The sequence below is a fragment of the Mesorhizobium sp. M1428 genome (assembly GCF_040317515.1).
Lineage (GTDB): Bacteria > Pseudomonadota > Alphaproteobacteria > Rhizobiales > Rhizobiaceae > Mesorhizobium.
The window spans coordinates 46,309-68,059 of the sequence record NZ_JAMYKT010000015.1 but is presented as its reverse complement, the minus strand read 5'-3'; the positions used below and the strand labels follow the sequence as shown (position 1 = coordinate 68,059).

Here is a 21,751-nt window from a genome sequence, read left to right as displayed (position 1 = left end):
TGTCGGTCAGCCCGGCCTTGTCGGTCAGGCGGCCTCTGTCGCAAACAGCCTGTCGTAGGCAGCGGCAAGCTGCCGCTGTCCTTGCGGATCGATCGCCTCCAGGGGCGGGCGGACCGCCAGCCAGCGCTCGTCGCCGGTCTTGCGCGCGACCATGACCTTCACCGCCGGCGTGACCGGGTATTTGAGCAATTCGAGCACGAAGTCCTCGACGCGTGAGTCGTCGCGGCCCTCTTCGACCATTGCGCGGATTTCGCCGGTAACAAAATTAGCCATGCCGGAAATCGCACCCTGTCCGCCACGGCGCACGCTTCTCGCCAGATGCCGTTCGTCGCCGATGAGGATCACCAGATCGCCGTGCGCTTCAAGCAGCGCCTCACTGTAGCTCCAGTCCCCGCCGGAATCCTTCACCCCGGCCACCACAGCGGGAAAAGCGGTGCGCAGCCGGCCGATCAGCCCAAGCGGAAGCGGCACCATGGTGACTGAGGGGATGTTATAGAGGAGCACGTCGCGCGCCAGCGAACCGAGTGCGGTGAAGACGGCGGAAAACCAACCGAACAGCCCGTCCTCGCCGACATTCTTGAAGTAGCTCGGCGGGGCGAGCAGAATGTTGCGAACGCCGCGCTGTAAAGCGTGCCGGGCCTGATCGGCGGCATCTTCGGCTGCATCGACCAGCACTCCGGCGACGAGCTGATGTGCCGGAATACCGGCCGCCAGCATGGCGTCGGTGACGATCCGCCGCTCGTCGGTGCCAACCGAGGCCCCTTCGCCAGTGGTGCCGAACAGCGTCACGCTGCTGCAGCCGGCGCCAAGGCAGGCTCGGGCGTGCGCGATCATCGGCGCGAGCGCTATCTTCCCCGACGGGTCGAAGGGTGTGGTCAGGGCAACCGAAAGACCAAAGCGGGAAGCCAATGCGATCTCCGTTGAAATCAATGTGCACGTAGTGTTAGCATGCTAACATGTCAGATGTAAACTGGTGATCTTGCCAACTCGGCATCGCCCAACGGCACTGCCGCGGCAGCGCCATCGCCGATCATTTCCACCACTCGAACATTACATATGCAGCTGTCCCTGAGCCTCTGCGGGATTGGCTGGACGAGGCAGCCTAAGTTCGATCAAGTGGCGACGAGGTGGCCGTCGCCAACATCTTCAAGCTTGAGTTTCCGGGGCTCCTCACCGATGCGCCGCACAGCGCTTGGAATTTCGCTGTCCAAACGGGCGAACCGGGCGCGGCGCTGGCCTGGATCGGGAACCGGAACGGCTTCGATCAGCCGCTTTGTGTAAGGATGGCACGGGTTGGAGAAGATCTGGTCGCAGGTGCCCATCTCGACGATCTGCCCCAGATACATTACCGCCACGCGATCGGAGATGTTCTCCACCACTGCCATATCGTGCGAGATGAAGAGATATGCGACGCCGAATTCGCGCTGCAGCTCCTTCAGCAATCTTAACACGCGCGCCTGCACCGACACGTCGAGGGCAGAAATGCTTTCGTCGGCAATGATCAGCTTCGGTCGCAGCGCCAGCGCCCGTGCAATGCAGATTCGCTGGCGCTGCCCGCCGGAGAATTCGTGGGGGTAGCGCTCCATCTGGTCAGCGGAGAGGCCGACGCGTTCGAACAGGGCGGCGATCTGGGCATGCCGTTGCTCTCTGTCGCCGAGGCCGTGGATCAGCAGAGGCTCGGCGACGAGATCGCCTACTCGCATGCGCGGGTCGAGGGACGCGAAGGGATCCTGAAAGATCATCTGCACATTGCGGCGCACAGCCTTGCGCTCCTTGCGGTTGAGCGCCGACAAGTCGTGGCCGCCGATTGAAATGCTGCCGGTGTAGGGCACCAGCCCGGCGATCGCCTTGGCTGTCGTCGACTTGCCGCAGCCCGATTCGCCGACCAGCGACAGGGTTTCGTGCGGCGCGATCGAGAAACTGACGCCTTCGACCGCGTGCACCCTGCGGTCAACGCGGCCGAAGAAGCCGCCGTGCAGGTCGAAGCGGACGTGAAGATCGCTGACAGATATAAGCTCGGCCGGCATGTTGGTGGCATCTTGTCGGTCTTCGGCCGTCCGTCCGCCGCCGATACGCGGCACGGCGACCAGAAGCTCGCGTGTATAGTCGGCCTGCGGGCGATTGAAGATGTCAGCCGCCCTGCCCTGCTCGACCATCCGGCCGTCGCGCATGATGATGACGCGGTCCGCCATCTCGGCGACGACGCCCATGTCGTGCGTGATCAGGATAACGCTGGTGCCGTGCTCGCGCTGCAGGTCGCGCAGCAGCTCCAGCACCTCGCCCTGAACGGTGACGTCGAGGGCGGTCGTCGGTTCATCGGCGATCAGCACGTCCGGGTTCAGGGCCAGAGCCATTGCAATCATCACGCGCTGGCGCATGCCGCCTGAGAGTTCGTGCGGATAGTGCTCGAGCCGCCGTTCGGCATCCGGAATTCGGACTGCCTTCAGCGCCTCGAGCGCCCTCAGCCGCGAGTAGGAGCGCGACAGCGAGGTGTGTGCCTCGATCGCCTCCGTGAGCTGACGGCCGATGGACAGAACCGGATTGAGCGATGTCATCGGTTCCTGAAAGATCATGGCAATACGGTTGCCGCGGATGCGGCGCATGCCGCTCTCGCTGAGAGCCGCGAGATCCTGATCGCCGAGCCGGATGGAGCCTGATCCGATGCGTGCCGCCGGCTGCGGCAGCAAGCCCATGATGGCCAGCGCCGTCATCGACTTGCCGGAACCGGACTCGCCGGCAATGCAAAGCGTTTCGCCGCGCATCAGGCCGAATGTTAGGTCGGAAACGACGTCGCGCTCGCCCTCCTCGCCACGCACGGCGACGCTCAGACCTGAGACGCTGAGTACCGGCCTGATGGAGCCACTCTCCGCGGCGGCCTGCCCGGATCGTTTGATGTCCTCCACGTTCATTCAAAGACGCAGCGGGGGAAGTAGAACGAAACCACCCAGTTGGGCATGTCGACGATCTCGCTGATGCGCAGGTCGCCGCAAACCGAGACGAGCATATAGGCATCTACCGGATCCATCCCGTAGCGGCCGGAGAGCAGGTCGATCATCTGGGAGACGGCGCTCCTGGCGCCGTCCATCAGATCCGGCCCGACACCGGTTGTCACCTCGTAGCCCTTGGTATCGAGATGCCGCGACACCGGACCGGGCGTTGTGAAACGCGGCGTCCGCAGCCGGGCATCCTTGACCAGATCGAGCGTCAGCACGGCGTTCATCGGGCTCTCGATCGCCGTGCCGCAGACCTCGCCGTCGCCTTGCGCGGCGTGCGTGTCGCCGACCGAGAACAACGCTCCCGCGACCTCTATGGGCAGGTAGAGCACCGCGCCGGCAGCGAGATCGCGGATATCCAGATTGCCGCCCACGCGCCGCGGCGGGACCACCGAATGCAGGCCCGGCTCAGCCGGGGCATTGCCGATGGTGCCGGCGAAGGGCTTGAGCGGCACCCGGCCGTTCTTGCCGAACAGCGCCGGTTCGAGCGAGGCGGCGTCGTAGTTCCAGATATTTAGTGCCGGTTGAGTGAAGTCATCCGCCAGCAGACCGAATCCCGGGATATTCGCCGTCCAGCCGAAGCCCGACGGCTTGAACGCCTCGATGGTGATTTTCAGGGCATCGCCCGGCTCCGCCCCGTCGACATAAATTGGCCCCGTGACCGGGTTCACCTTGGCAAAGTCGAGCAAGGCAACGTCGTCGACGGTGCTCTCCATCGTCAGCTGCCCGCCGGACGAGTCCAGGCACTGGAACTCGATCGTCGACCCTGGCGCCACCCGTTCGACCGGGACAAAGGAATTGTCCCAGCCGAAATGATGGTGGCGCCCGTGGATGGTGTAGTCGCAGTTATTGCACATCGGTCACATACACATTGTCGTAGTTGATCGGAATGTGGACCGGGTCGACATAGAGGTTGTCGGCGCCACCCATGCGAGCTGATTTCATGGTGAAACGCTGCTCGTTGAAGATCGGTGCCCAAGGCGCGTCTTCCATGATCTTGCCGTAGATCTCGCTCCACATCTTGGCGCGTTCGCCAGCCTTGGCCGGGTCGACGATGGAGTCGGCTTCGGCCGCCTTGGCGTCGAGCTCCTTGTTGCAATACCACGACCAGTTCCAGCCGCCCGGGACGGCACCAGCGCAGCCCAGGATCGGGCCGTAGAAGTTCGACGGATCGGGGAAGTCGGCGATCCAGGCCATGCCACCGGACCAGATCATCGGCGCGCCGGCCTTGTCGCCGCCGGCGGCGATGACGTTGGCCTGCGCGAGCGACTGGATACTGGCCTTGATGCCGACCGCCGCCAGATCCTGCTGAATGGCTTGCGCGATGCGCGGGTTGGGATCGGTGTTCATGGCAAACAGCTGTGTGTCAAATCCGTCGGGATGCCCGGCCTCGGCAAGCAAGGCCTTGGCCTTGGCCACGTCATAGGGATAGCCCTTGAATTCCTTGTCATAGCCAGGCATCGACGGCGGCAACGGCTGATTGGCCGGCACCGCACGGTTGTTGATCAGCTGGACGATACGGTCCTTGTTGATCGCCATGTTGACCGCCTGCCGTACCTTCACATTGTCGAAGGGCGCCATGGTGGTATTCATGGTGATATAGCCGGTGTGCAACTGGCCGCCCTCGACGACACGGGCCTTCTGCTCGGGATCGGCCATCACCTCTTGGAATTTCGCCGGCGGAATGCCGTCACCGGGAACGTCGATCTCGCCTTTCTGCAGCCGCAGCAGCGCCACGATCGGCTCCTGGCCGATCTCAAAGGTGATCTTGTCGAGATGCGGCAGACCCTTGTGCCAGTAATCCGGGTTGCGCTCGAAGACCACGCGCTGGCCGAGTGTCCATTCGGCGAGCTTGAAGGCGCCGGTGCCGACCGGATGCTTGCCGAAGTCCGCGCCGTATTTTTCGACCTCTTCCTTCGGCACGACATGCGAGAAGTTGATCGCCATGACATGCAGGAAGGTGGCGTCGGGCCGCGTCAGCTCGAACTTGATCGTGTAGGGATCGACGACGGTTATGCCGGCCAGGCTTTCCGCCTTGCCGGCAGCGACGTCGTCATAGCCTTTGATCGAGCCGAAGAAGCCGGCACCCGGGCTCTGTGTCTTTGGATTGGTGACCCGGTCGAGCGAATATTTCACGTCGTCGGCGGTCATCTCGCGGCCATTGTGGAACTTCACTCCCTGGCGCAGTTTGAAGGTGAAGGTCTTGCCGTCGCGCGCAATCTCGTAGCTCTCGGCAAGGTCGGGCCGCAGGTTGGTGGTGCCCGGCTCGTAGTCCATCAGCCCGTCGAACAAGCTCTTGATCATCGACCAGTTCTGCCAGTCATAGCCGATGGCTGGATCGAGCGTGGCGACGTCGTCCTTGTAGGTGATGGTGATCGCACCGCCCTGCTTGGCATTCGGATCGACGGCGTCTTCGGCGCGTACGCTTGTCATGCCAAGCACCAGCGCAAGCGCCGATGCCGCCACGGTCGATATCAGATATTTTCTCATGTCATGTTCCCTTCTCTGGTTTCTTGGTTTTCATCTGAGCTTGATGCGTGGATCGATGAAAGGTGCGACAGTGTCGGCCAGGAGATTGCCGAGCACGATGGCAAAGGCCGAAACCAGGGTGACCCCCATAATGATCGGAATGTCGATGCGCTGAATGGCCTGCCAGGCTAGCTGGCCGATGCCTGGCCAGCCGAACACGCTTTCGACAACCACGATGCCGCCCATGAAGATGCCGATGTCGATGCCGATCATGGCGATGACCGGCAGGATGGCGTTGGGCAGCGCGTGCCGGAAGATAATGGCGCTGCGTGCAAGACCCTTGGCACGCGCGGTACGCACGTAATCCTGGCGCAGCACGTCGATCATCGACGAGCGCATCATGCGGGCGTACCAGCCGGCGCCGAGAATTCCCATGGTCAGCGAGGGCAGCACCAGATGACGCCAGGTGCCGTAACCGCCGATCGGGAACCAGCCGAGCCGCACCGCGAACACATAAAGCAGCAGCAGGCCGACGACGAATTGCGGCGCCGAAACACTGACGAAGGAGGCGACCATCAGCGATTGGTCGGTGGCGGTGCCACGCTTGACGGCGGCGATGAGGCCCATCGTCAGCCCGATCACGACTTCGCAGGCAATGGCGCCGAGCATCAGCAGCAGGCTTGCCGGCAGCCGCGAGACGATAAGCTCCGTGACCTCCGAGCGCTGAATGTAGGAGCGCCCCAGATCGCCGCTGAGGAGGCTGGTCAGATAGTGCCAGTACTGGACGACGAAGGGCTGGTCGAGGCCGAGCTGCCGGCGGATGTTCTCGACCGTCTCGGGCGTGGCGCTGCGGCCGGCGATCTGGCGGACCGGATCGGCCGGCAGGAGGTAGAGCAGCGCAAAGGTGATCAGCGACACCCCGAGTAGGATGAGCACCGACTGGACAATGCGGCGGCCGAGATAGGCGATCATGCCCGCCCCCTTTGCGTCGGATCGAGGATGTCGCGCAGCGCATCGCCGACCAGGTTAAAGGCCAGCGCCAGCGCCAGGATCGCCGCACCGGGAAAGAAAACCAGCCAGGGCGCTGCCTGAAAATAGGTTTGGTTTTCGAAGATGATGTTGCCCCAGGAAGCAGTCGGCGGTTGCACCCCGATGCCGAGATAGCTGAGCGTCGCTTCCAGAAGCACCGTCGTCGAGATGCCGAGCGTGCCCCAGACGATGATCGTCGGCAAAAGGTGTGGCAGGATATGGCGAAACAGGATGCGTGGGGCGCTTGCGCCGATGGTGCGCTCGGCATCGATGAACTCGCGCTCGGAGAGCGAACTTGTCTCGGTGTAGATGACGCGGGCGGTCTGCACCCAGTTCACCAATGCGATCACCATGGCGACGATCCACAGGCTCGGCTGGAGCACCGCCGCTAGGCAGATTGCGAGCAGCAGCGCCGGGAAAGCCATCATCAAATCGGTGAAGCGCATAAGCGCGCTGCCGATCCAGCCGCGGAAATAGCCGGCGGTGATGCCGACCAGCGTGCCGATCAGAAGCGCCACGCCATTGGCGACGATGCCGATGATCAGCGACGTGCGCGCGCCGAAGAGAAGACGGGTCAGCAGGTCGCGGCCAAGCAGGTCGGTACCCAGCCAGAACTGGGCTCCCGGCGGCAGTGGCGCGCCTTCAAGCGTAAGCCCGTCAAACATCTGCTCATTCGGATCGTAGCCTGTCAGCCACGGTGCAAGAATGGCGCCGGCCAAGACAATGGCAATAATCCCGAGGCCGAGCAAAGCGAGAGGCCGTTTTAGCAGACGTCGCCAGACGCCGGCGCGAGGCTTGGCTGGCATACGCCCGGCGGCTGAAAGCTCACGCGCGACCGGATTGGTCATCGTCGCCTTCTTCTTGTGTCATCGCCACGATCCTGCGCGCGGCGTCCTCGACGCTGATTTGCCAGCTCATCGCCAGCGAGCGGAGCTGCGCATAGGCGCGGCCGTCCTCGGCGCCCTTCGATAAGACCTCCACGGCGCGTACGATGGTCTGGCGCTCCGCGACCCGCTGACGAAGCGAGGCAATCTCGCTGGCCAGAAGCTTGCGCGCCTCGAAACTCTGCCTTGCGATCAAAAGCGCGCTATAGACGCCGGCATTGCCGACCGGTTTCAGCAATTGGGCATCGGCCTTGTGCGACAGTGCCCATTCGACACGCCCCGGCGCCTCGGAGCCGATCAGCGCTATCAGCGGCATCGGTGCCTCGCCCGGTTTCCACGGAAATTGCTCGTCAAAGCCGAGGTCGACGTCGAAGAAGACGAAGTCCGCCGCCAAGGCTTCGGCCGGCAGTTCCGGCCAGAAGCCAATCGCCTCTAGGCCGATGGCCGACAATTGCCTTGTGATCGCCTGCACGGTCGGATGTGGACGATGCAGGACAAAAGCCCTGGCGCCTCCAAGGTTCGGGATACGCGCCATCTTGCTCACGACACTACCCGCAGGCGTGGCCGCCCGAACGTCTCCGTCCGGTCATAGCGGGAAAGGTAGGGATCGGGTGCCACGCCCTTCGTCAGCGTGACCGTTTTGAACGATGTTCCATCGATACGTCCGATCTGCACCGGCAAGGTAGTGTGCTGGGTTTGCGGGTCGATGGCGATGTCGCCCAGCGGCGTTCGAAATGATGTTTCGGCGAAGACCTTGGGAAGATCCATCCATTGCGCATCGGGGCTGCGGGTAAGGATCTCGGCGAGGGTGCGCACCGAGGCATAAGCCGCCGCCTCGAAGGATGAGGCAGGCATGACGGAAGACACTGAAGCCGCTCCGCGATCCACCTCCGAGATGTCGTGAAAATAGGGCCCAACGGACAGATGGCCATCGCCTGCCCCGTTGAGCGCCGGCAATTCGCATTCCGTGAGATTGCAGGACAGGATCGGGCAACGCTCCGGCCCGAAATGCGGGTCGCGCTGGCCAAGCTCGGCATAGGCAGCGATGAAGGCATAAGAAGAAGGGCCGATGAGATTGTTCAGAATGAAATCAGGTCTCGTCGCCTGTATCTCCGCGATCAGCCTCGCAACATCGACCTCGCCGAGCGGCAGATAGCGTTCGCCCAGCACCTTGCCGCCGGCGTCCGCAATCAGGTCGCGCGCCACGCGGTTGGTCTCCCAACCCCAGATGTAGTTGGAACCGAGCAGGAAGCCGTCGGCGCCGAAACGAGGCACGACATAGGCAAGCAGCGGTACGAGATGCTGATTGGGGCAGGCGTGCGTGTAGACGACATGTTCGTTGGCTTCGAAGCCCTCGTACGGGCAGGCGTACCACAGCGTGCCGCCTGCCCTTTCCAGGATTGGAATGACCTCCTTGCGGCTCCACGAGGTGATACAGCCAATGATGTGACGCGCGCCGCTGTTGGCGAGAATGTCTGCGCAGCCGCTTGCATAGCGATCGATATTACCCTGCGGGTCGCGCTCGACCGGGACGAATTCGAATGGGATAGCGGGATCGGCGTTGACGTCGGCGATGGCGTTCATCGCGCCCGCACGGCAGGATTCGGACACCAGCCGGTAGTTGCCGGACCGCGAATAGAGAATGCCGATCTCGATATGCCGTTTCAAGCAAAGCCTCAAAATGACAATGCCCCGCAGCCACCGCCGCAAGGCGAGGCATACGAGGCATTCTTGCCGCCCGGCGGCCAGAGCCGGTATTTGTCCTCACCGTATTACGCCCGCGCCCCCAGTCAAGAGCCGCCACGCGAAACTTTGGCCAGCCGAACCGGTTCGAGGTGGAGCACGCAACTCATGCCCGCAGGTTTGTATAAATTCCGCCAGGAACGAAATCGCTGATGTCCAGATATGGGGCCGGACAAACTCGTTTCGCTACCATTCAAAGCAACGACTTTAATATCGGTTTACCTGAATCTGCTAGCAGCAATGACGCCGGTTTTCGTCGGTCAAGCAAAGGGTCCACCTTGCCGCAGCAATTCAGCACTCCGTTCAGTCACCGGGGCGATCGCAACTGGTCGAGGTTGCACGGCTTCATAGGCGTCGAGTTGGAACTCGCGTCCGATATTCTCGTGCCTCGCGTCGCCTTGGTCCGGAAGCTCGGTGGACGGGACTTTGGTGGCGGGAGCTGGGCTTGAGCGTCATTCGCGCCTTGCAAGGCGCCGACCTCCCGGCAGTTGCGAACATGTTTCAGCGCGTGCTGTTGAAGGAGAGGACCGAAGCGCCGGCCTCTCTCGTGGAATACATGAAACGGTTTTATCTGGATGCGCCCGGTTGCGGAGACAACCTCCGGTCGCTTGTCCATGTCAACGACGCCGGTCGCGTCTCCGGATTTGTCGGCGTCCACGTCCTGCCGATGACGTTCAACGGCCGACAACTACGCGCGGCCATCTGTAGCTCGCTCATGGTCGAGGACCACGAGCACGACCCGCTGGCCGGCGCTCGCTTGCTGAAAGCTTACCTGGATGGTCCGCAGGACATCTCCTTCAGCGAGACGGCCAACGATATCTCCGTGAAATTGTGGACCCGGCTGCGCGGCGTGGTCCTGCCGCAATACAGCCTTGACTGGGTGCGCGTGATGCGCCCCGCGGCCTTCATGCTCAGCCTTTCCGCCAATCGCATGGCGCTTGCGCGAATGCTCAATCCGTTGGCGCGTACAGTTGACCGATTTTATTGCAGGAGGATGACGTCCAGCGAACGACGTTGGTCGGGTGTGGCGGTGGACGGGGCAGGCCACGGAGCATTTCATACATCCGAAATCGACAGCCACACATTTGCCAGGCTCATCGAACCGTTTACCGCTCAATTCGCCCTGCGCCCATATTGGACGAAAGGCCAACTCGACCACATCCTGACCGATGCGGCACAAAAGCCGGATCTGGGCGAGCTTGTCTACGTTTGTGTGACGTCGCCAGTCGGCACCAATATCGGCGCTTTCGCCTATTACGCACGGAAGTATGAAATTGGTCGCGTGCTGCAGATTTTCGCCCTCCCCGGCCAGGCGGGCCCGGTGATTGACTGCCTGATCGATCACGCCGCCGCGCGCGGCGTCAGCGGCCTGCGCGGACGCATTCAACCTGCACTTCTGGAGGCGATGCTTGGACGACGCATCGCTTTCCTGACCGTTGCCTCAACGGTGGTACATTCACGTGATCCAGAGCTTTTGGACGCCATGAAGAACTCGCAAGTCTTCCTGAACGGGCTTGCGGGCGAGCAGTGGAGCCGGCTGATCGGCAGCCGTTTCAGTTAAAGCCGGACGCATTCAAATCGAACCGTGCACACCGCTTCACCTGTCTATCAGGTACCGATTTCCTCTACGTCATCAATGAGTTGCGGACGCTGGTGCAGATAACGCGTCGCCTTGCGTTTGGCGACAATATCGGCCCAGACGCGTTCCACTTGTGTGGCGGCCAACCCCGCCGCCTGCCCCACTACCTCAGCCGCCACGCCGTTGTTGAGACCGTAAAGGCAAAGATCCATACGGTCATAGGGCAGCGAGAAGTAGAACTCCTCCTGGGTCTGCGCCAGCGAGTAGGTATCGGTGGTCGGAGGCCGGTTAAGGATTTCCTCCGGAACACCGAGATGGGCCGCCAGCGCATAGACCTGCGTTTTGTACAGGTGGGCGATCGGCTTGACGTCCGCGGCGCCGTCACCGTTCTTCACGAAGAAACCCTGATCATATTCCAGCCGGTTCGGCGTTCCAAGAACGGCGAAGTTCAGGCGATCGGCATGATAGTATTCAATCTGCTTGCGGGTGCGCTGCTTCATATTGGTAGCGGCGACGACGCCGAGATAGACAGGCAGCGGCATTCTCAGTTTCGTCTGCTTGCCTTCGGGATCCTGCACCACCAGGGACGAGATATTGTAGCCCCCGCCCTCAAGGGCGTTCGCGATCACGATCTTCGAGGCCCAGCCTTCGCCGTATTCCGGGACCAATTCGCGGATGAAGGCGTCGCGACGCTTGTAGCAGCCCATTGCGCGCAGGATCGGCCCGATATCCTCCGTCACAGCCTCGACACCGAAAGTTTCGGCGACGAGGCGGCCGAGCCGCAAACTTTCAGGATCGGAATCGCTTTCCGGCATGAACAGGCAAAGCACATTCTTGCGGCCGACGGCTCGTGCCGCCAACGCGACCGAGACGCTCGAATCAATCCCTCCCGAAAGACCGAGCACAAGGCCCCGCTTGCGAAGCCCGCGCAACTGCTGGCGCAGGGCCGTTACGATACGGTTCGTTTCGGTGGCCAGGTCGATCGCCAGAGCCTGCGCCAGAAAGGTCCGCGCATCATCGTTCGGGCGAACATTCATTGCGCGGCCTCCATGGTTTCTGCCGCAAGCCGACGGCTGACCTTGCCGGTATCGGTCTTCGGCAGCTCGCGGCGGAACTCGATGACCTTGGGGACCATGAAGTCCTCAAGGTGGCGTGCACAGTGGCGTATGATATCCTTTTCGCTAAGCGCCGGGTCGGACCGTACGATAACTGCGCCGATCGCATGCCCGAGCACGGGATCCGGCACACCGACAACCACCGCTTCCGCGATGCCCGGATGAGCGTGAAGCACGGCTTCCACTTCCTTGGGCGCCACCTTCTCTCCCCGCGACTTTATGATGTCGTCCTTGCGGCCGACGAAATAAAGAAAGCCTTCCTCATCGGCCCTGAACAGATCGCCGGTGTAGAGAACCTTCTCCCAAGGGTTCGGACCCGGGCGCAGGGCTCGTGCCGTCGCAGCTTCGTTTCGCCAATAACCCTGCATGACGTGCGGCCCGCGAATGACCAGCTCACCTGCTACGCCCGGCAGCACCCGTTGCCCCTCGTCGTCGACGACAAAGGCTTCGGTGTTCGGAATGGCTATTCCGACCGAGCCCGGCCGGCGGTCGAGCTCCTCTGGCGGCAGATAAGTGCAGCGCTTGCATTCCGTCAGGCCATACATCGAATAGAGCCTGACACTGGGGAAAAGGAACCGAAGGCGTTCTATGTGAGGCGGCGGCAAGGCAGCCGCCGTGTTGGAAATATACCGAAGGCTGGGCAGGAAGCCCGGCGCCAGGTCCCTCATCTGCAGGATCATCGCTGCCATCGTGGGCACGAGCGGAAGCCCGGTGACGCCTTCCTGGCGGATGCGCTCAAAGACCGCCTGGGGAAAAGCGAAGGACTTCTCGAGCACGAGCGTGGCGCCGAGCCTGACTGCCATCAGCAATTGGTAGAGGCCGTAGTCGAAAGCGAGGGGCAGAACATTCAAGATGATGTCGTCGGGCGAGTTGCGCAGGTAGGTGGTGATGGAGTCGGCCGCCGCGTCGCAATTGCGGTGCGTCATCATCACACCCTTGGGCCGGCCGGTCGAACCCGAGGTGTAGATCAACATCGCAAGATCGACGTCAACGCCGCGATGGTCGATCTCCCTGGCTTGGAACGTCAAGCAATCCGCCAGGGATGTGGCTCCTGCCGGGCATTGGTTATCGGCGGCAACGGTGGAAGCCACGAAGATGCCGGTCTTGCCGGAGGACGTTTTGCCGGAGGATCCGGACGCCTCGGCGACCACGGGCATCAATTTTGCCTGGGTGAGGATCGCAGCGGCGTCGCAATCGGCGATGATGTAGGCCAGCTTTTCGGCCTTGGTGGATGCGTTGATCGGACTGAAAGTCGCGCCTGCTTTAAGAACCGCGAAAATCGAAACCGCAGCCTCCCAGCAATTGTCCATGAAGATCAGCACCCGGTCGTCGCGCCTGATGCCATTCATGAAAAGGGCGGCGGCCAGGCGGCTCGAGAGATCGTCCAGCTCTTCGTAGCACAGCCTTTTGTGCTCGGTGATCAATGCCGTTTTGGCTGGATGGGCAGCGGCCTTCGCCGTCAGAAAATGTTCGATCCGCACGGACGCTCCTCGCCGATGGCGCCTAAGCTGCCAGCGCTTCTGCTTTTGCCTTGATGAAGGCTGAGATGCGGTCAATCGAATCCAGATTGGCCGGTACGATGTCGGGATCGACCATCGCTATGCCGAAATCATCCTCTATGAATGCCACTAGCTCCAACACGGCCGTCGAGTCGATGATGCCGTTCTCGATCAGTGATGCCGAGTCTGCAAGCTCGTAGGACGTGTCCCCGAACAGGAAGTTGTCGACGATAAAGGTTTTGACCTTGTCCTTGATTGCTACCATGATTTTTTCATTCCCTCGATTTCTCAGGCCGCTCGTGCTGCACCGACCTTTTCGCCGGTGAAAATCTTCTGCCACAGTTGCGTCGACAAAATGCCGACGAAAGCCGCATTGTCGCGGAATCCGGACGCTGGCTGCAAGCGGCATTTCTCGTGCAGGTTCGCCACCGCCTTGGCGTTGAATAGTCCTCCGGCGGCGATGCTCGCCTCGCTCAGTGAGTCGCGTACGTAGTCCAGTTCTCCCGCTCCAATGAAGGAGCGGGCTTCCGGCGCCCGGTAAGGCTGTTTGGTGCGCTCGCGGATGGCCGTCGGAAGCAGGTGCTTGGCAGCTTTGCGCAATGTGTGTTTTTCCACCAGTCCCTTCAGCTTCATCTCCGGCGGAAGTCTTGCCGCAAACTCCACCAAGCGATGGTCAAGGAAGGGGAACCGCCCCTCGATACCGTGCGCCATTGCCATGCGATCGCCCTGGCTGGAGAGGATGTAGCCCGGCAGGAGAAAGCGGGTTTCGAGATATTGCGCCTGATGCAGCGGATGCCACCGGGAAAACGCCTCAGGCAACCGGCTGGCCAGGTCCTCGGCTGCGTCATAGCCCTTCAATATCGCGCGCAGGTCACCGGAAAAGAACATCTTCGCCGCTGATGTGGTCTTGAACCGCGGCCGATGCGAGAACAGCGGATCGTCCAGGGCAGCGCTGCCGGTGCCGAAGAACGCAGCCAGGTACTCCACGGACTGCTGTTGCAGGCCCGGCAGATAGGGATAAAGCTTGCGGAACAGCTGTGGCCTGATGCGCGATGCTGGCTGTCGTGCGCAGAAACGGCGAACCCGCGCTTCCTTGAAGACATCATAGCCGGCAAAGACCTCGTCGGCGCCTTCGCCTGTCAGCACTACTTTCAAACCGGCCTGGCGAACGAGGCCGGACAGTTGATAGAGGGGCGCCGGGGCGGTGCGGATGATCGGCCGCTCGGTAAAGCGGACGACTTCGGGAAACACACCGGCGATATCGCCGGCACGGCAGGCTATGGTTCGATGACGCGTGCCAAGTGCTGACGCCATTTCGGTCTGGAAGGCGCTTTCGTCATGCTCGGCGCTGTCGAACGTCACGGAAAATGTCTGCAGCTTAAGAGGAGTCATGCCGGCCGCGAGTGCCGAAACGAGGGATGAATCGAGCCCGCCCGAAAGGTAAGAACCGACCGGCACGTCGGCGCGCATGCGAAGCCTCACCGCGTCGGTCAACAGGGCCTGCAGTTCCTCGGCCGCGTCGTCCTCATTGGTGATCTTCGATGGCGTATCCGGATACGGGTAGTCCAGGTGCCAGTATGGTTTGACTGTGACTTGCCCCGGTGTCGCGATCATCACGCTTGCCGGCTCCAGCTCGTGGATGTTGCGGAAAGCCGTGCGTGGAGCGATCGGCGCCCACAGGGTAAAGATCTGGTCGAGTGCAATCGGATCGATTTCGGCCGAGACGCCGGGTACCTTCAGCAGGGCTTTTATCTCCGACGCAAAGTAGAGCACCCCGTCCTTGCTGGTGTAGAACAGCGGCCGAACACCCATGCGGTCTCTTGCAAGCACCATCCGCCGTCGCCGGTTATCCCAAATCGCGAAGGCGAAATCACCGTTCAGGAGAGATAGGCAGTCTTCGCCCATCTCGTCATACAGCTGCAGGAGAACTTCGGTATCGCTCGACGTTCGGAAGCGTCGGCCCTTGGCCAGCAGCCCTTCGCGCAATTCGACGTAATTGAAAATCTCGCCGTTGAAGGCAATCGTCAAATTGCCGGTTTCGTCGGACATCGGCTGCTGGCCATCACCAATCCCGATCACCGACAGCCGCGCATGCCCAAGTCCAGCCTCGGGCGCTACGAATTTCCCTTGTTCATCCGGCCCGCGATGGGCGATCGCAGACGTCATGCGCGCAAGCAAAGCTTCCGCATCCCGGACTGAACCGAAATAGCCCCCGAATCCGCACATCCACACAGCTCATACTGAACAGCAAGCCACGAAACATAGCGGTCATAAGCGCCTCAAAGGTTAATCGGATACCTTTCAGCAAGCATATGGTTAACAGGATGTTAGGATAAAATGATGCTTTTGCGGACCGACTTGCGCCCCACTCCAGGTGTCACGCATGAAGACGCCACGGCGAGCGGTGCAAATTACTGTTTCGAGTACGGCCGGTACCAGTCAACAAACTTCTTCAGCCCGTCCTCTATCGAAACGCTAGGCCTGAAGCCGAAATCCCGCTCCAGCGCGGTCATGTCGGCGTAAGTCTTCTCGACGTCGCTCGCCTGCATCGGCTCGTTGTGGCGGATTGCCTTGACCTCGAGCAGCCTTTCCAGAATGTCGATGAAGTCGCCCAGCCGCACCGGCCGGTTGTTGCCGACATTGTAGAGCCTGTTCGGCGGAATGTCAGCCGCCGGCGGCTTGTCGAGCACGGCGACAATCGCCTTCACAACATCGTCTATGTAGGTGAAATCGCGCCACATTTCGCCATTGTTGAAGACCCGGATCGGCTTGCCCTCGAGCATCGCCTGGGTGAACATCCAATAGGCCATGTCGGGACGGCCCCAGGGACCGTAGACCGTGAAAAAACGCAGGCCGGTCTGCGGGATGCCGAACAGATGGGCGTAGGTGTGGCTCATCAACTCATCGGTTTTCTTGGTGGCAGCGTAAAGCGAAACGGGCTTGTCGACCTGATCGGCTTCGCTGAATGGCACGCTGCGGTTGCCGCCATACACCGAGCTCGACGAGGCATAGACCAGATGCTCGAATGCCGGTTCGGCGCGACAGAATTCGAGCACTTCGAGGTGGCCCATGACATTGGAGCGGATATAGAGCCGCGGATTGTCGAGTGAGTGGCGCACGCCCGCCTGCGCGGCAAGGTGCACGATGCTGACGATGCCCTGCCCGGCCAAAGCGGCCGCAAGCGCGCCCTGTTCGGCAATATCGATCTGGTGGAACGAAAAATCCTTATGGGGCACAAGCCCGGCAAGCCGCCCCTTTTTGAGCGCCAGGTCGTAATAGTCGTTCATGTTGTCGACGCCGACGACCGCTTCTCCCCGGTCGAGCAGATGGTGGCAAACGTAACTGCCAATGAACCCCGCGGCTCCGGTGACAAGTATAGGCAACAAGCTTCTCCACGCGCATAGCCGGGCCGGTATCTGGAGCGGCAGATCCGGCCCATTTCGTCGTGCTATAGTCGAAAGCCGAGGTGGAGACCACCATTAAGCTGATGCGTCAGCTTGCCTCGCGCATGGCTTCGGCCTCCTGCAGGTCGACCGACACCAGTTGGCTGACGCCTTGCTCGGCCATGGTCACCCCGAACAGCCGGTCCATGCGCGCCATGGTGATCGGGTTGTGTGTGATGATGACGAAGCGTGTCTCGGTGGTTGCGGCCATTTCGTCCATCAGATTGCAGAAACGCTCGACATTGTGGTCGTCGAGCGGCGCGTCGACTTCGTCGAGCACGCAGATCGGCGCCGGGTTGGTCAGGAACACGGCGAAGATCAGCGACATCGCGGTCAATGCCTGCTCGCCGCCGGACAGCAACGTCATCGTCTGCGGCTTCTTGCCGGGCGGTCGCGCCAGGATCTCGAGCCCCGCTTCGAGCGGATCGTCGGACTCGATCAATTGCAGCTCGGCGGTGCCGCCGCCGAACAGGTGCGAAAACAGCCGTTGAAAATGGCCGTTGACCACCTCGAAGGCAGCGAGCAGCCGCTCGCGGCCTTCACGGTTCAGGCTGTGGATCGCCTGCCGCAGCTTGCGGATCGCCTCGATAATGTCGTCGCGCTCGGAGACGATGGTCTCCAGCCGGTCCGACAGTTCCTTCTGCTCTTCCTCGGCGCGCAGATTGACGGCGCCCAGCCGTTCGCGTTCGACCTTCAGTCGGTCGAGCTGACGCTCGATCTCGGCCATTTCGGGCATCGGGCTGTCGGGTTCGAGGCCGGTGTGGCGGATCACCAGATGCGGCGGCGTGTTCAGCGTTTCCTGGATGCGCGCCTCGACTTCCAGCCGACGCTCGTCGGCGGCGGTCAGCCGCTCTTCGGCGCGAACGCGGGATTCGCGCGCCTCAGCCAGCGACTGGATGGCAGCAGTCGCAGCCTTGTCCAGCTCGGACTGCCGGTTCTCCGCTTCCTGCAAGCGGTCGCCTGCTGCCTTGCGCAGGCTTTCGGCCTCGGCGAGCTGCGAGAGCAAGGCGCGCCGCTTGGCGTCGATCTCGTCGGGGGCGTCGGCCAGTTGCTCGCGCTCGGCCTCGGCCTCGGCCTTGCGTTCGCCGAGCGCCGCGATCTGCGTCAAGGCATTTTCGGCGCGCGCCACCCAGTTGCGCCGTTCCGCGCCGATGGCGTCGAGCCGGCGCACCCGTGCCTCGGCTTCCCGCCTCAGGCCCTCGTGAACGGCACGCGCATCGGCAAGGGCGGCGCGGTCGCGGGCGACGTTGGCCGCCGACTGCTCAAGCTGCAATTGCAGATCGCCGAGATCGGGCGCGTCTTGCAGCAGCATTTCCGCCTCGACGAATGCCGCCGCCGTCTCCTCATGGCTGTCGACAATGCGTGCGCGCGCCTCGTCAAGGGCGGCACGCCGGCTCGACAGTTCGCCACCGGCTTTTTCGGCCTCGGCCAGCGTATTGCGGGCAGCGTCCAGCCCGTGCTGGGCGTCGCGCCCGGCCTGCCGGGTGTTGCGTTCAGCCTCGCTCGCCTGGGCAAGCGCCTGTTCGGCCTGGGCAAGGGCTTGTTCAGCTTCGCGCAGGATGCGCGTGGCATGGACTGCTTCGGCATCGAGCTCGGCCAGCCGGTTTTTCTGCGCCAGCCGCTGCGCGGCGGCGGTCGGGGCATCGGCGCTGGCGGTGAAGCCGTCCCAACGCCACAGCGCGCCTTCGCGGCTGACCAATCGTTGACCGGGAGCAAGCAGCGTCTGCAGCCGTCTTCCGTCGGCGGCTTCGACAATGCCGATCTGGGCCAGCCTGCGGGCCAGCTGTGCCGGCGCGCGCACAACGCTGGCGAGGCTCCTTATGCCTTCGGGCAATGCGGCGTCGGCGGGCTGGATTTCGCTCTGGCCCCAATGCACCGGCGCACTGCGGTCGAGCGGCACGTCGAGATCTTCGCCAAGCGCGGCACCCAGCGCCGTCTCGTAGCCGCGCTCGACGCTGATCTGCTCCAGCACCGAGGGAAATAGATCGCCGCTGGCGGCGTTGAGGATCTTGGCCAGCGTGCGGGCCTCGGTTTCGATCCGCGCCAGCTCGGCCTTTGCGTCCTGAACCGGTGGGCGGGCAGCACCTTCGCCTGCACGCGCCTCGGCAACCGTCTGTTCGGCGGCAATGGCGGCTGCCTCGGCCTCTTCGAGCAGTGCCAGCGCCTGATCGACCAGCAGCCGCTTCTCGGCGGGATCGGGCAGGCCGGCGACCCTGGAGACGATCTCCGACAGTTCGCGGTCGACATCGGCAAGCTGGCGGGCAAAGCGGTCGCGGCGCTCAGCGGTGTCGCGCAGCGTCCGTTCGATCTGGTTGCGCGAGGCGGCGGCCTCCGCCCGTTCGGCGGTCAACGCGGCGAGCCTGGCCTCGCTCGAGACAAGCGTCGATGCCGCCTGCTCGAAAGCCGCGCGGGTGCTGGCCTCGCGCTCGGCGGCGCCGGCGTTTTCGGCGTTGAGCGCGGCTTCTTCGGCGGCGAGACGTTCGAGGATATCCGCATTGTCGCGGACCATGCGCTCCTCGCGGGCAAGGTCGCCATCAAGCTGTTGCAGTCGGCGGTCGAGCTCAGCCTGGCGGGCGCGGATGCGGCCTGCCTCTTCCTCGATCTGCGCCTTGGCGATCGACAGACGTTGGAAGGCGGCGGCGGCGGCGGCTTCCGCATCGCGCAGGTCCGGCAGCCGGTGGGCGTTGATGCCTTGTTCCCTCGCAGCAGCCATCTGGGCGGCAGCGCGGTCGCCGACCAGCGCGGTGGCAATCGCCAGCGCCGAACGCGCTTCGCCTTCCTGCGTCTTGGCCAGCGTCCAGCGCAGATGCAGCAGCGTCGCTTCGGCCTTGCGGATGTCGGCCGACAGATTCTTGAAGCGCGCGGCCTGGCGGGCCTGGCGTTTCAGGCTTTCGATCTGGCTTTCCAGCTCGCCGACGACGTCGTCCAGCCGTTCGAGGTTCTGTTCGGCTGCCTTCAGCCGCAGCTCGGCTTCGTGGCGGCGCGTGTGCAGGCCGGAAATTCCGGCCGCCTCTTCCAGCAGCGCGCGGCGCGCCTGCGGCTTTGCCTGGATCAGCTCGCCGATGCGGCCCTGGCCGACCATCGAGGGCGAGCGGGCGCCGGTCGACTGGTCGGCGAACAGCAGCTGAACGTCCTTGGCGCGAGCCTCCTTGCCGTTGATGCGGTAGAGCGAGCCCGCCTCACGCTCGATGCGGCGCGAGACCTGCAACTCATCGGCGTCGTTGAAGGCAGACGGCGCAGTGCGGTCGCTATTGTCAAGGAAGAGCGTGACTTCGGCGGTGTTGCGGGCCGGACGCGTTCCCGAGCCGGAAAAGATGACGTCGTCCATGCCGGACGCGCGCATGTTCTTGTAGGAGCTTTCGCCCATGACCCAGCGCAGCGCCTCGACCAGGTTCGACTTGCCGCAGCCGTTCGGCCCGACGATGCCGGTCAGGCCGCGTTCGATGACGAACTCGCCGGGTTCGACGAAGGATTTGAAGCCGAGCAGGCGAAGGCGCGAGAACTTCATTCGCGCCGGCCCATAGCCAAGTTTCGCAAAACTGTGCCGCGTTTTTGCAACGAGAACCCGCGGCAACACAAAGAAGTGCGCACGCCGAAGCGACGCCGCTTCGGCGCTGCCGATACGTCAGAGCAGAGGGTCGATGATGGCCGACATTTCCGCAATCGACATCGCCCCTTTGTAGGTCTTTCCGTTGATGAAAAAGGTCGGTGTGGAATCGACCTTGAATTCGTCGGCGCCGCGCTTCTGGACAGATCTCACATCGTCCAGAAGTTTCTGGTCCGTCAAGCAGGCCTCGAAGGACTCCTGTGTAAAACCGGCAAGCTTGGCGATTTGCAGCAGTGCGTCCTTGGTATTGTTCACACCAACCCAGTTCGCCTGCTGCCTAAACAGCACGTCGACCATCGGGAAATAGTTGTCCTTGGAGCAGCGCGCCAGCATGAAACCGGCCTCGGCGCTGGGATCGAATGGAAACTCGCGCAGTATGTAACGGGCCTTGCCGGTGTCGATATATTTCGTCTTCAGCTCCGGGAATGTGGTTTCGGCGAAATGCGCGCAATGCGGGCAGGTCATCGATGCATATTCGACGATGGTGACCTTTGCGTCGTCCTTGCCAAGCTGCATGTCGGGCAGCGCGCCGGGCTTCAACAAGGCTGCCATATCCACCGTGCCCTGAGCTTCAGGCGCTGTGGCGGCGGCCGGAGCGGCGGCCGGCTTCGCAGGTTCCGGAGCCGCAGGCTTCACATCCTGCGCCTCGGCTTTCTCGCCCGAGTCGCTGCAGGCGGCAAGCAGCGCCACCGCTGGTATTGCGGCCAGCGAAGTCAAAAGGTTTCTGCGGGACAAGGAACGGATCATACGAATCACCTGGCAATAGTTGGATTTTGCAATGCAAAGGCTACAAAAAGCGAGAGTTGGCGCGAATTAAGGCATTACCGCGCCTATTCCAATCGCCAAATCCGGGCATACCATCACGATAGCGCGAGATCACGGCTTCTTTTGACCGAGAATGGTGGCGCCAAGCCGCTCCAGCGAGGCGCGCAGCCCGCCGTCCTCGATCAAACCGACGGTGCCCGACAGCTTCGCTTTCTCGGCCGCAGTCAATGGCCGCAAACTGGGTTTCGGCTTTTCCTTGCCCGCCATTACCGGCTTCTGCACGATCCTGATCCGGCCGATCGCATTGAAACCGAGGAAGGCATTGACCCGGTTGATGATCTCGCCGGTCTCGTGCTGCAGATGCAGTGCCGCTACACCCTCGCAGGCAATCACCAGCACCGCCGGCTCGAACGGATCGTCCTCGTGCATGCGGCGCGGCCACTGAATCTTTTCCGGGCGCGAGCGGCCGGCAAGCCGCGGCCCGGCAATTTCTTCCCATGACTGGACCAACCCGATCGACATGCCGGCCCGCTTGCGCAGCACTGGGTCGAGTATCTCGGTTGCGAGATCGCTCACCGGAACGGGATTGCCGAAGGGCCTTTTCCCTGCCATGTGCGTTCTCCAG

At 62.7% G+C, this 21,751-nt stretch carries 17 protein-coding genes; 1 reads left to right on the top strand and 16 read right to left on the bottom strand.

All coding sequences use genetic code 11. The features are described from left to right. Positions 1–24: 24 nt before the first annotated feature. The 8 genes from NKG60_RS21200 to NKG60_RS21165 all read right to left on the bottom strand — a co-directional run bounded on the left by NKG60_RS21200 (position 25) and on the right by NKG60_RS21165 (position 9,043). Positions 25–909 (bottom strand): dihydrodipicolinate synthase family protein, encoded by an 885-nt coding sequence (locus NKG60_RS21200; RefSeq protein ID WP_352661092.1) that lies wholly within the window; start codon positions 907–909, stop codon positions 25–27. A 203-nt stretch (positions 910–1,112) separates the two neighbouring features. After that, a complete protein-coding gene (locus NKG60_RS21195; protein ID WP_352661089.1) occupies positions 1,113–2,909 on the bottom strand; it encodes an ABC transporter ATP-binding protein in 1,797 nt (598 codons plus the stop codon). Then, complete coding sequence (locus NKG60_RS21190) at positions 2,906–3,850, bottom strand: acetamidase/formamidase family protein (RefSeq protein WP_352661086.1); 945 nt, start codon at positions 3,848–3,850, stop codon at positions 2,906–2,908. The genes NKG60_RS21195 and NKG60_RS21190 overlap by 4 nt, the downstream gene beginning before the upstream one ends. Next, positions 3,840–5,483: an ABC transporter substrate-binding protein gene (locus NKG60_RS21185; protein WP_352661083.1), complete on the bottom strand. Its 1,644-nt coding sequence runs from the start codon at positions 5,481–5,483 to the stop codon at positions 3,840–3,842. Before NKG60_RS21185 ends, NKG60_RS21190 begins: the two co-directional genes overlap by 11 nt. Before the next feature lie 30 nt (positions 5,484–5,513). Then, the gene (locus NKG60_RS21180) at positions 5,514–6,434 is read right to left on the bottom strand and encodes an ABC transporter permease (RefSeq protein WP_352661080.1); all 921 of its coding nucleotides are present in this window, start codon (positions 6,432–6,434) and stop codon (positions 5,514–5,516) included. Continuing rightward, on the bottom strand, positions 6,431–7,297 hold the full coding sequence (locus tag NKG60_RS21175; RefSeq protein WP_352661341.1) for an ABC transporter permease: 867 nt from the start codon (positions 7,295–7,297) through the stop codon (positions 6,431–6,433). The genes NKG60_RS21180 and NKG60_RS21175 overlap by 4 nt, the downstream gene beginning before the upstream one ends. 19 nt (positions 7,298–7,316) lie before the next feature. Next, positions 7,317–7,919: an ANTAR domain-containing response regulator gene (locus NKG60_RS21170; RefSeq protein ID WP_352661077.1), complete on the bottom strand. Its 603-nt coding sequence runs from the start codon at positions 7,917–7,919 to the stop codon at positions 7,317–7,319. Continuing rightward, the gene (locus tag NKG60_RS21165) at positions 7,916–9,043 is read right to left on the bottom strand and encodes a transporter substrate-binding protein (RefSeq protein WP_352661074.1); all 1,128 of its coding nucleotides are present in this window, start codon (positions 9,041–9,043) and stop codon (positions 7,916–7,918) included. Before NKG60_RS21165 ends, NKG60_RS21170 begins: the two co-directional genes overlap by 4 nt. Before the next feature lie 520 nt (positions 9,044–9,563). On the opposite strand from NKG60_RS21165, the gene NKG60_RS21160 reads away from it, so the two are divergent. After that, positions 9,564–10,679: a hypothetical protein gene (locus NKG60_RS21160; protein ID WP_352661071.1), complete on the top strand. Its 1,116-nt coding sequence runs from the start codon at positions 9,564–9,566 to the stop codon at positions 10,677–10,679. A gap of 47 nt (positions 10,680–10,726) precedes the next feature. Here NKG60_RS21160 and nadE read toward each other — a convergent pair whose 3' ends face one another. The 8 genes from nadE to NKG60_RS21120 all read right to left on the bottom strand — a co-directional run bounded on the left by nadE (position 10,727) and on the right by NKG60_RS21120 (position 21,738). Beyond that, positions 10,727–11,734, bottom strand: a complete 1,008-nt coding sequence (nadE, locus tag NKG60_RS21155) for an NAD(+) synthase (protein WP_352661068.1) — start codon at positions 11,732–11,734, stop codon at positions 10,727–10,729. Next, positions 11,731–13,293: a class I adenylate-forming enzyme family protein gene (locus tag NKG60_RS21150; RefSeq protein WP_352863177.1), complete on the bottom strand. Its 1,563-nt coding sequence runs from the start codon at positions 13,291–13,293 to the stop codon at positions 11,731–11,733. Before NKG60_RS21150 ends, nadE begins: the two co-directional genes overlap by 4 nt. 22 nt (positions 13,294–13,315) lie before the next feature. Then, positions 13,316–13,579 carry an acyl carrier protein gene (locus tag NKG60_RS21145; RefSeq protein ID WP_352661338.1) on the bottom strand — a complete coding sequence of 88 codons (264 nt, stop codon included), beginning with the start codon at positions 13,577–13,579 and terminating at the stop codon, positions 13,316–13,318. Between the two features lie 20 nt (positions 13,580–13,599). Continuing rightward, positions 13,600–15,537: an asparagine synthase (glutamine-hydrolyzing) gene (asnB, locus tag NKG60_RS21140; protein ID WP_352661064.1), complete on the bottom strand. Its 1,938-nt coding sequence runs from the start codon at positions 15,535–15,537 to the stop codon at positions 13,600–13,602. A gap of 185 nt (positions 15,538–15,722) precedes the next feature. Then, positions 15,723–16,694, bottom strand: coding sequence for an NAD-dependent epimerase/dehydratase family protein (locus tag NKG60_RS21135; RefSeq protein ID WP_352661061.1), 972 nt, complete (start codon positions 16,692–16,694; stop codon positions 15,723–15,725). Between the two features lie 109 nt (positions 16,695–16,803). Then, positions 16,804–20,262 (bottom strand): chromosome segregation protein SMC, encoded by a 3,459-nt coding sequence (gene smc, locus NKG60_RS21130; RefSeq protein WP_352661058.1) that lies wholly within the window; start codon positions 20,260–20,262, stop codon positions 16,804–16,806. A gap of 117 nt (positions 20,263–20,379) precedes the next feature. Then, positions 20,380–21,108 carry a DsbA family protein gene (locus NKG60_RS21125; protein ID WP_352661056.1) on the bottom strand — a complete coding sequence of 243 codons (729 nt, stop codon included), beginning with the start codon at positions 21,106–21,108 and terminating at the stop codon, positions 20,380–20,382. A 129-nt stretch (positions 21,109–21,237) separates the two neighbouring features. Then, positions 21,238–21,738: a DUF721 domain-containing protein gene (locus tag NKG60_RS21120; RefSeq protein WP_292657525.1), complete on the bottom strand. Its 501-nt coding sequence runs from the start codon at positions 21,736–21,738 to the stop codon at positions 21,238–21,240. Between the last annotated feature and the right edge of the window lie 13 nt (positions 21,739–21,751).

What these genes read in the sequence shown, in the direction of transcription:
- NKG60_RS21195 (WP_352661089.1), bottom strand. Translation starts at nt 2,909, where the DNA reads ATGAACGTGGAGGACATCAAACGATCCGGGCAGGCCGCCGCGGAGAGT.
- NKG60_RS21190 (WP_352661086.1), bottom strand. Translation starts at nt 3,850, where the DNA reads ATGTGCAATAACTGCGACTACACCATCCACGGGCGCCACCATCATTTC.
- asnB (WP_352661064.1), bottom strand. Translation starts at nt 15,537, where the DNA reads ATGTGCGGATTCGGGGGCTATTTCGGTTCAGTCCGGGATGCGGAAGCT.
- NKG60_RS21175 (WP_352661341.1), bottom strand. Translation starts at nt 7,297, where the DNA reads ATGCCAGCCAAGCCTCGCGCCGGCGTCTGGCGACGTCTGCTAAAACGG.
- NKG60_RS21120 (WP_292657525.1), bottom strand. Translation starts at nt 21,738, where the DNA reads ATGGCAGGGAAAAGGCCCTTCGGCAATCCCGTTCCGGTGAGCGATCTC.
- smc (WP_352661058.1), bottom strand. Translation starts at nt 20,262, where the DNA reads ATGAAGTTCTCGCGCCTTCGCCTGCTCGGCTTCAAATCCTTCGTCGAA.
- nadE (WP_352661068.1), bottom strand. Translation starts at nt 11,734, where the DNA reads ATGAATGTTCGCCCGAACGATGATGCGCGGACCTTTCTGGCGCAGGCT.
- NKG60_RS21185 (WP_352661083.1), bottom strand. Translation starts at nt 5,483, where the DNA reads ATGAGAAAATATCTGATATCGACCGTGGCGGCATCGGCGCTTGCGCTG.
- NKG60_RS21125 (WP_352661056.1), bottom strand. Translation starts at nt 21,108, where the DNA reads ATGATCCGTTCCTTGTCCCGCAGAAACCTTTTGACTTCGCTGGCCGCA.
- NKG60_RS21180 (WP_352661080.1), bottom strand. Translation starts at nt 6,434, where the DNA reads ATGATCGCCTATCTCGGCCGCCGCATTGTCCAGTCGGTGCTCATCCTA.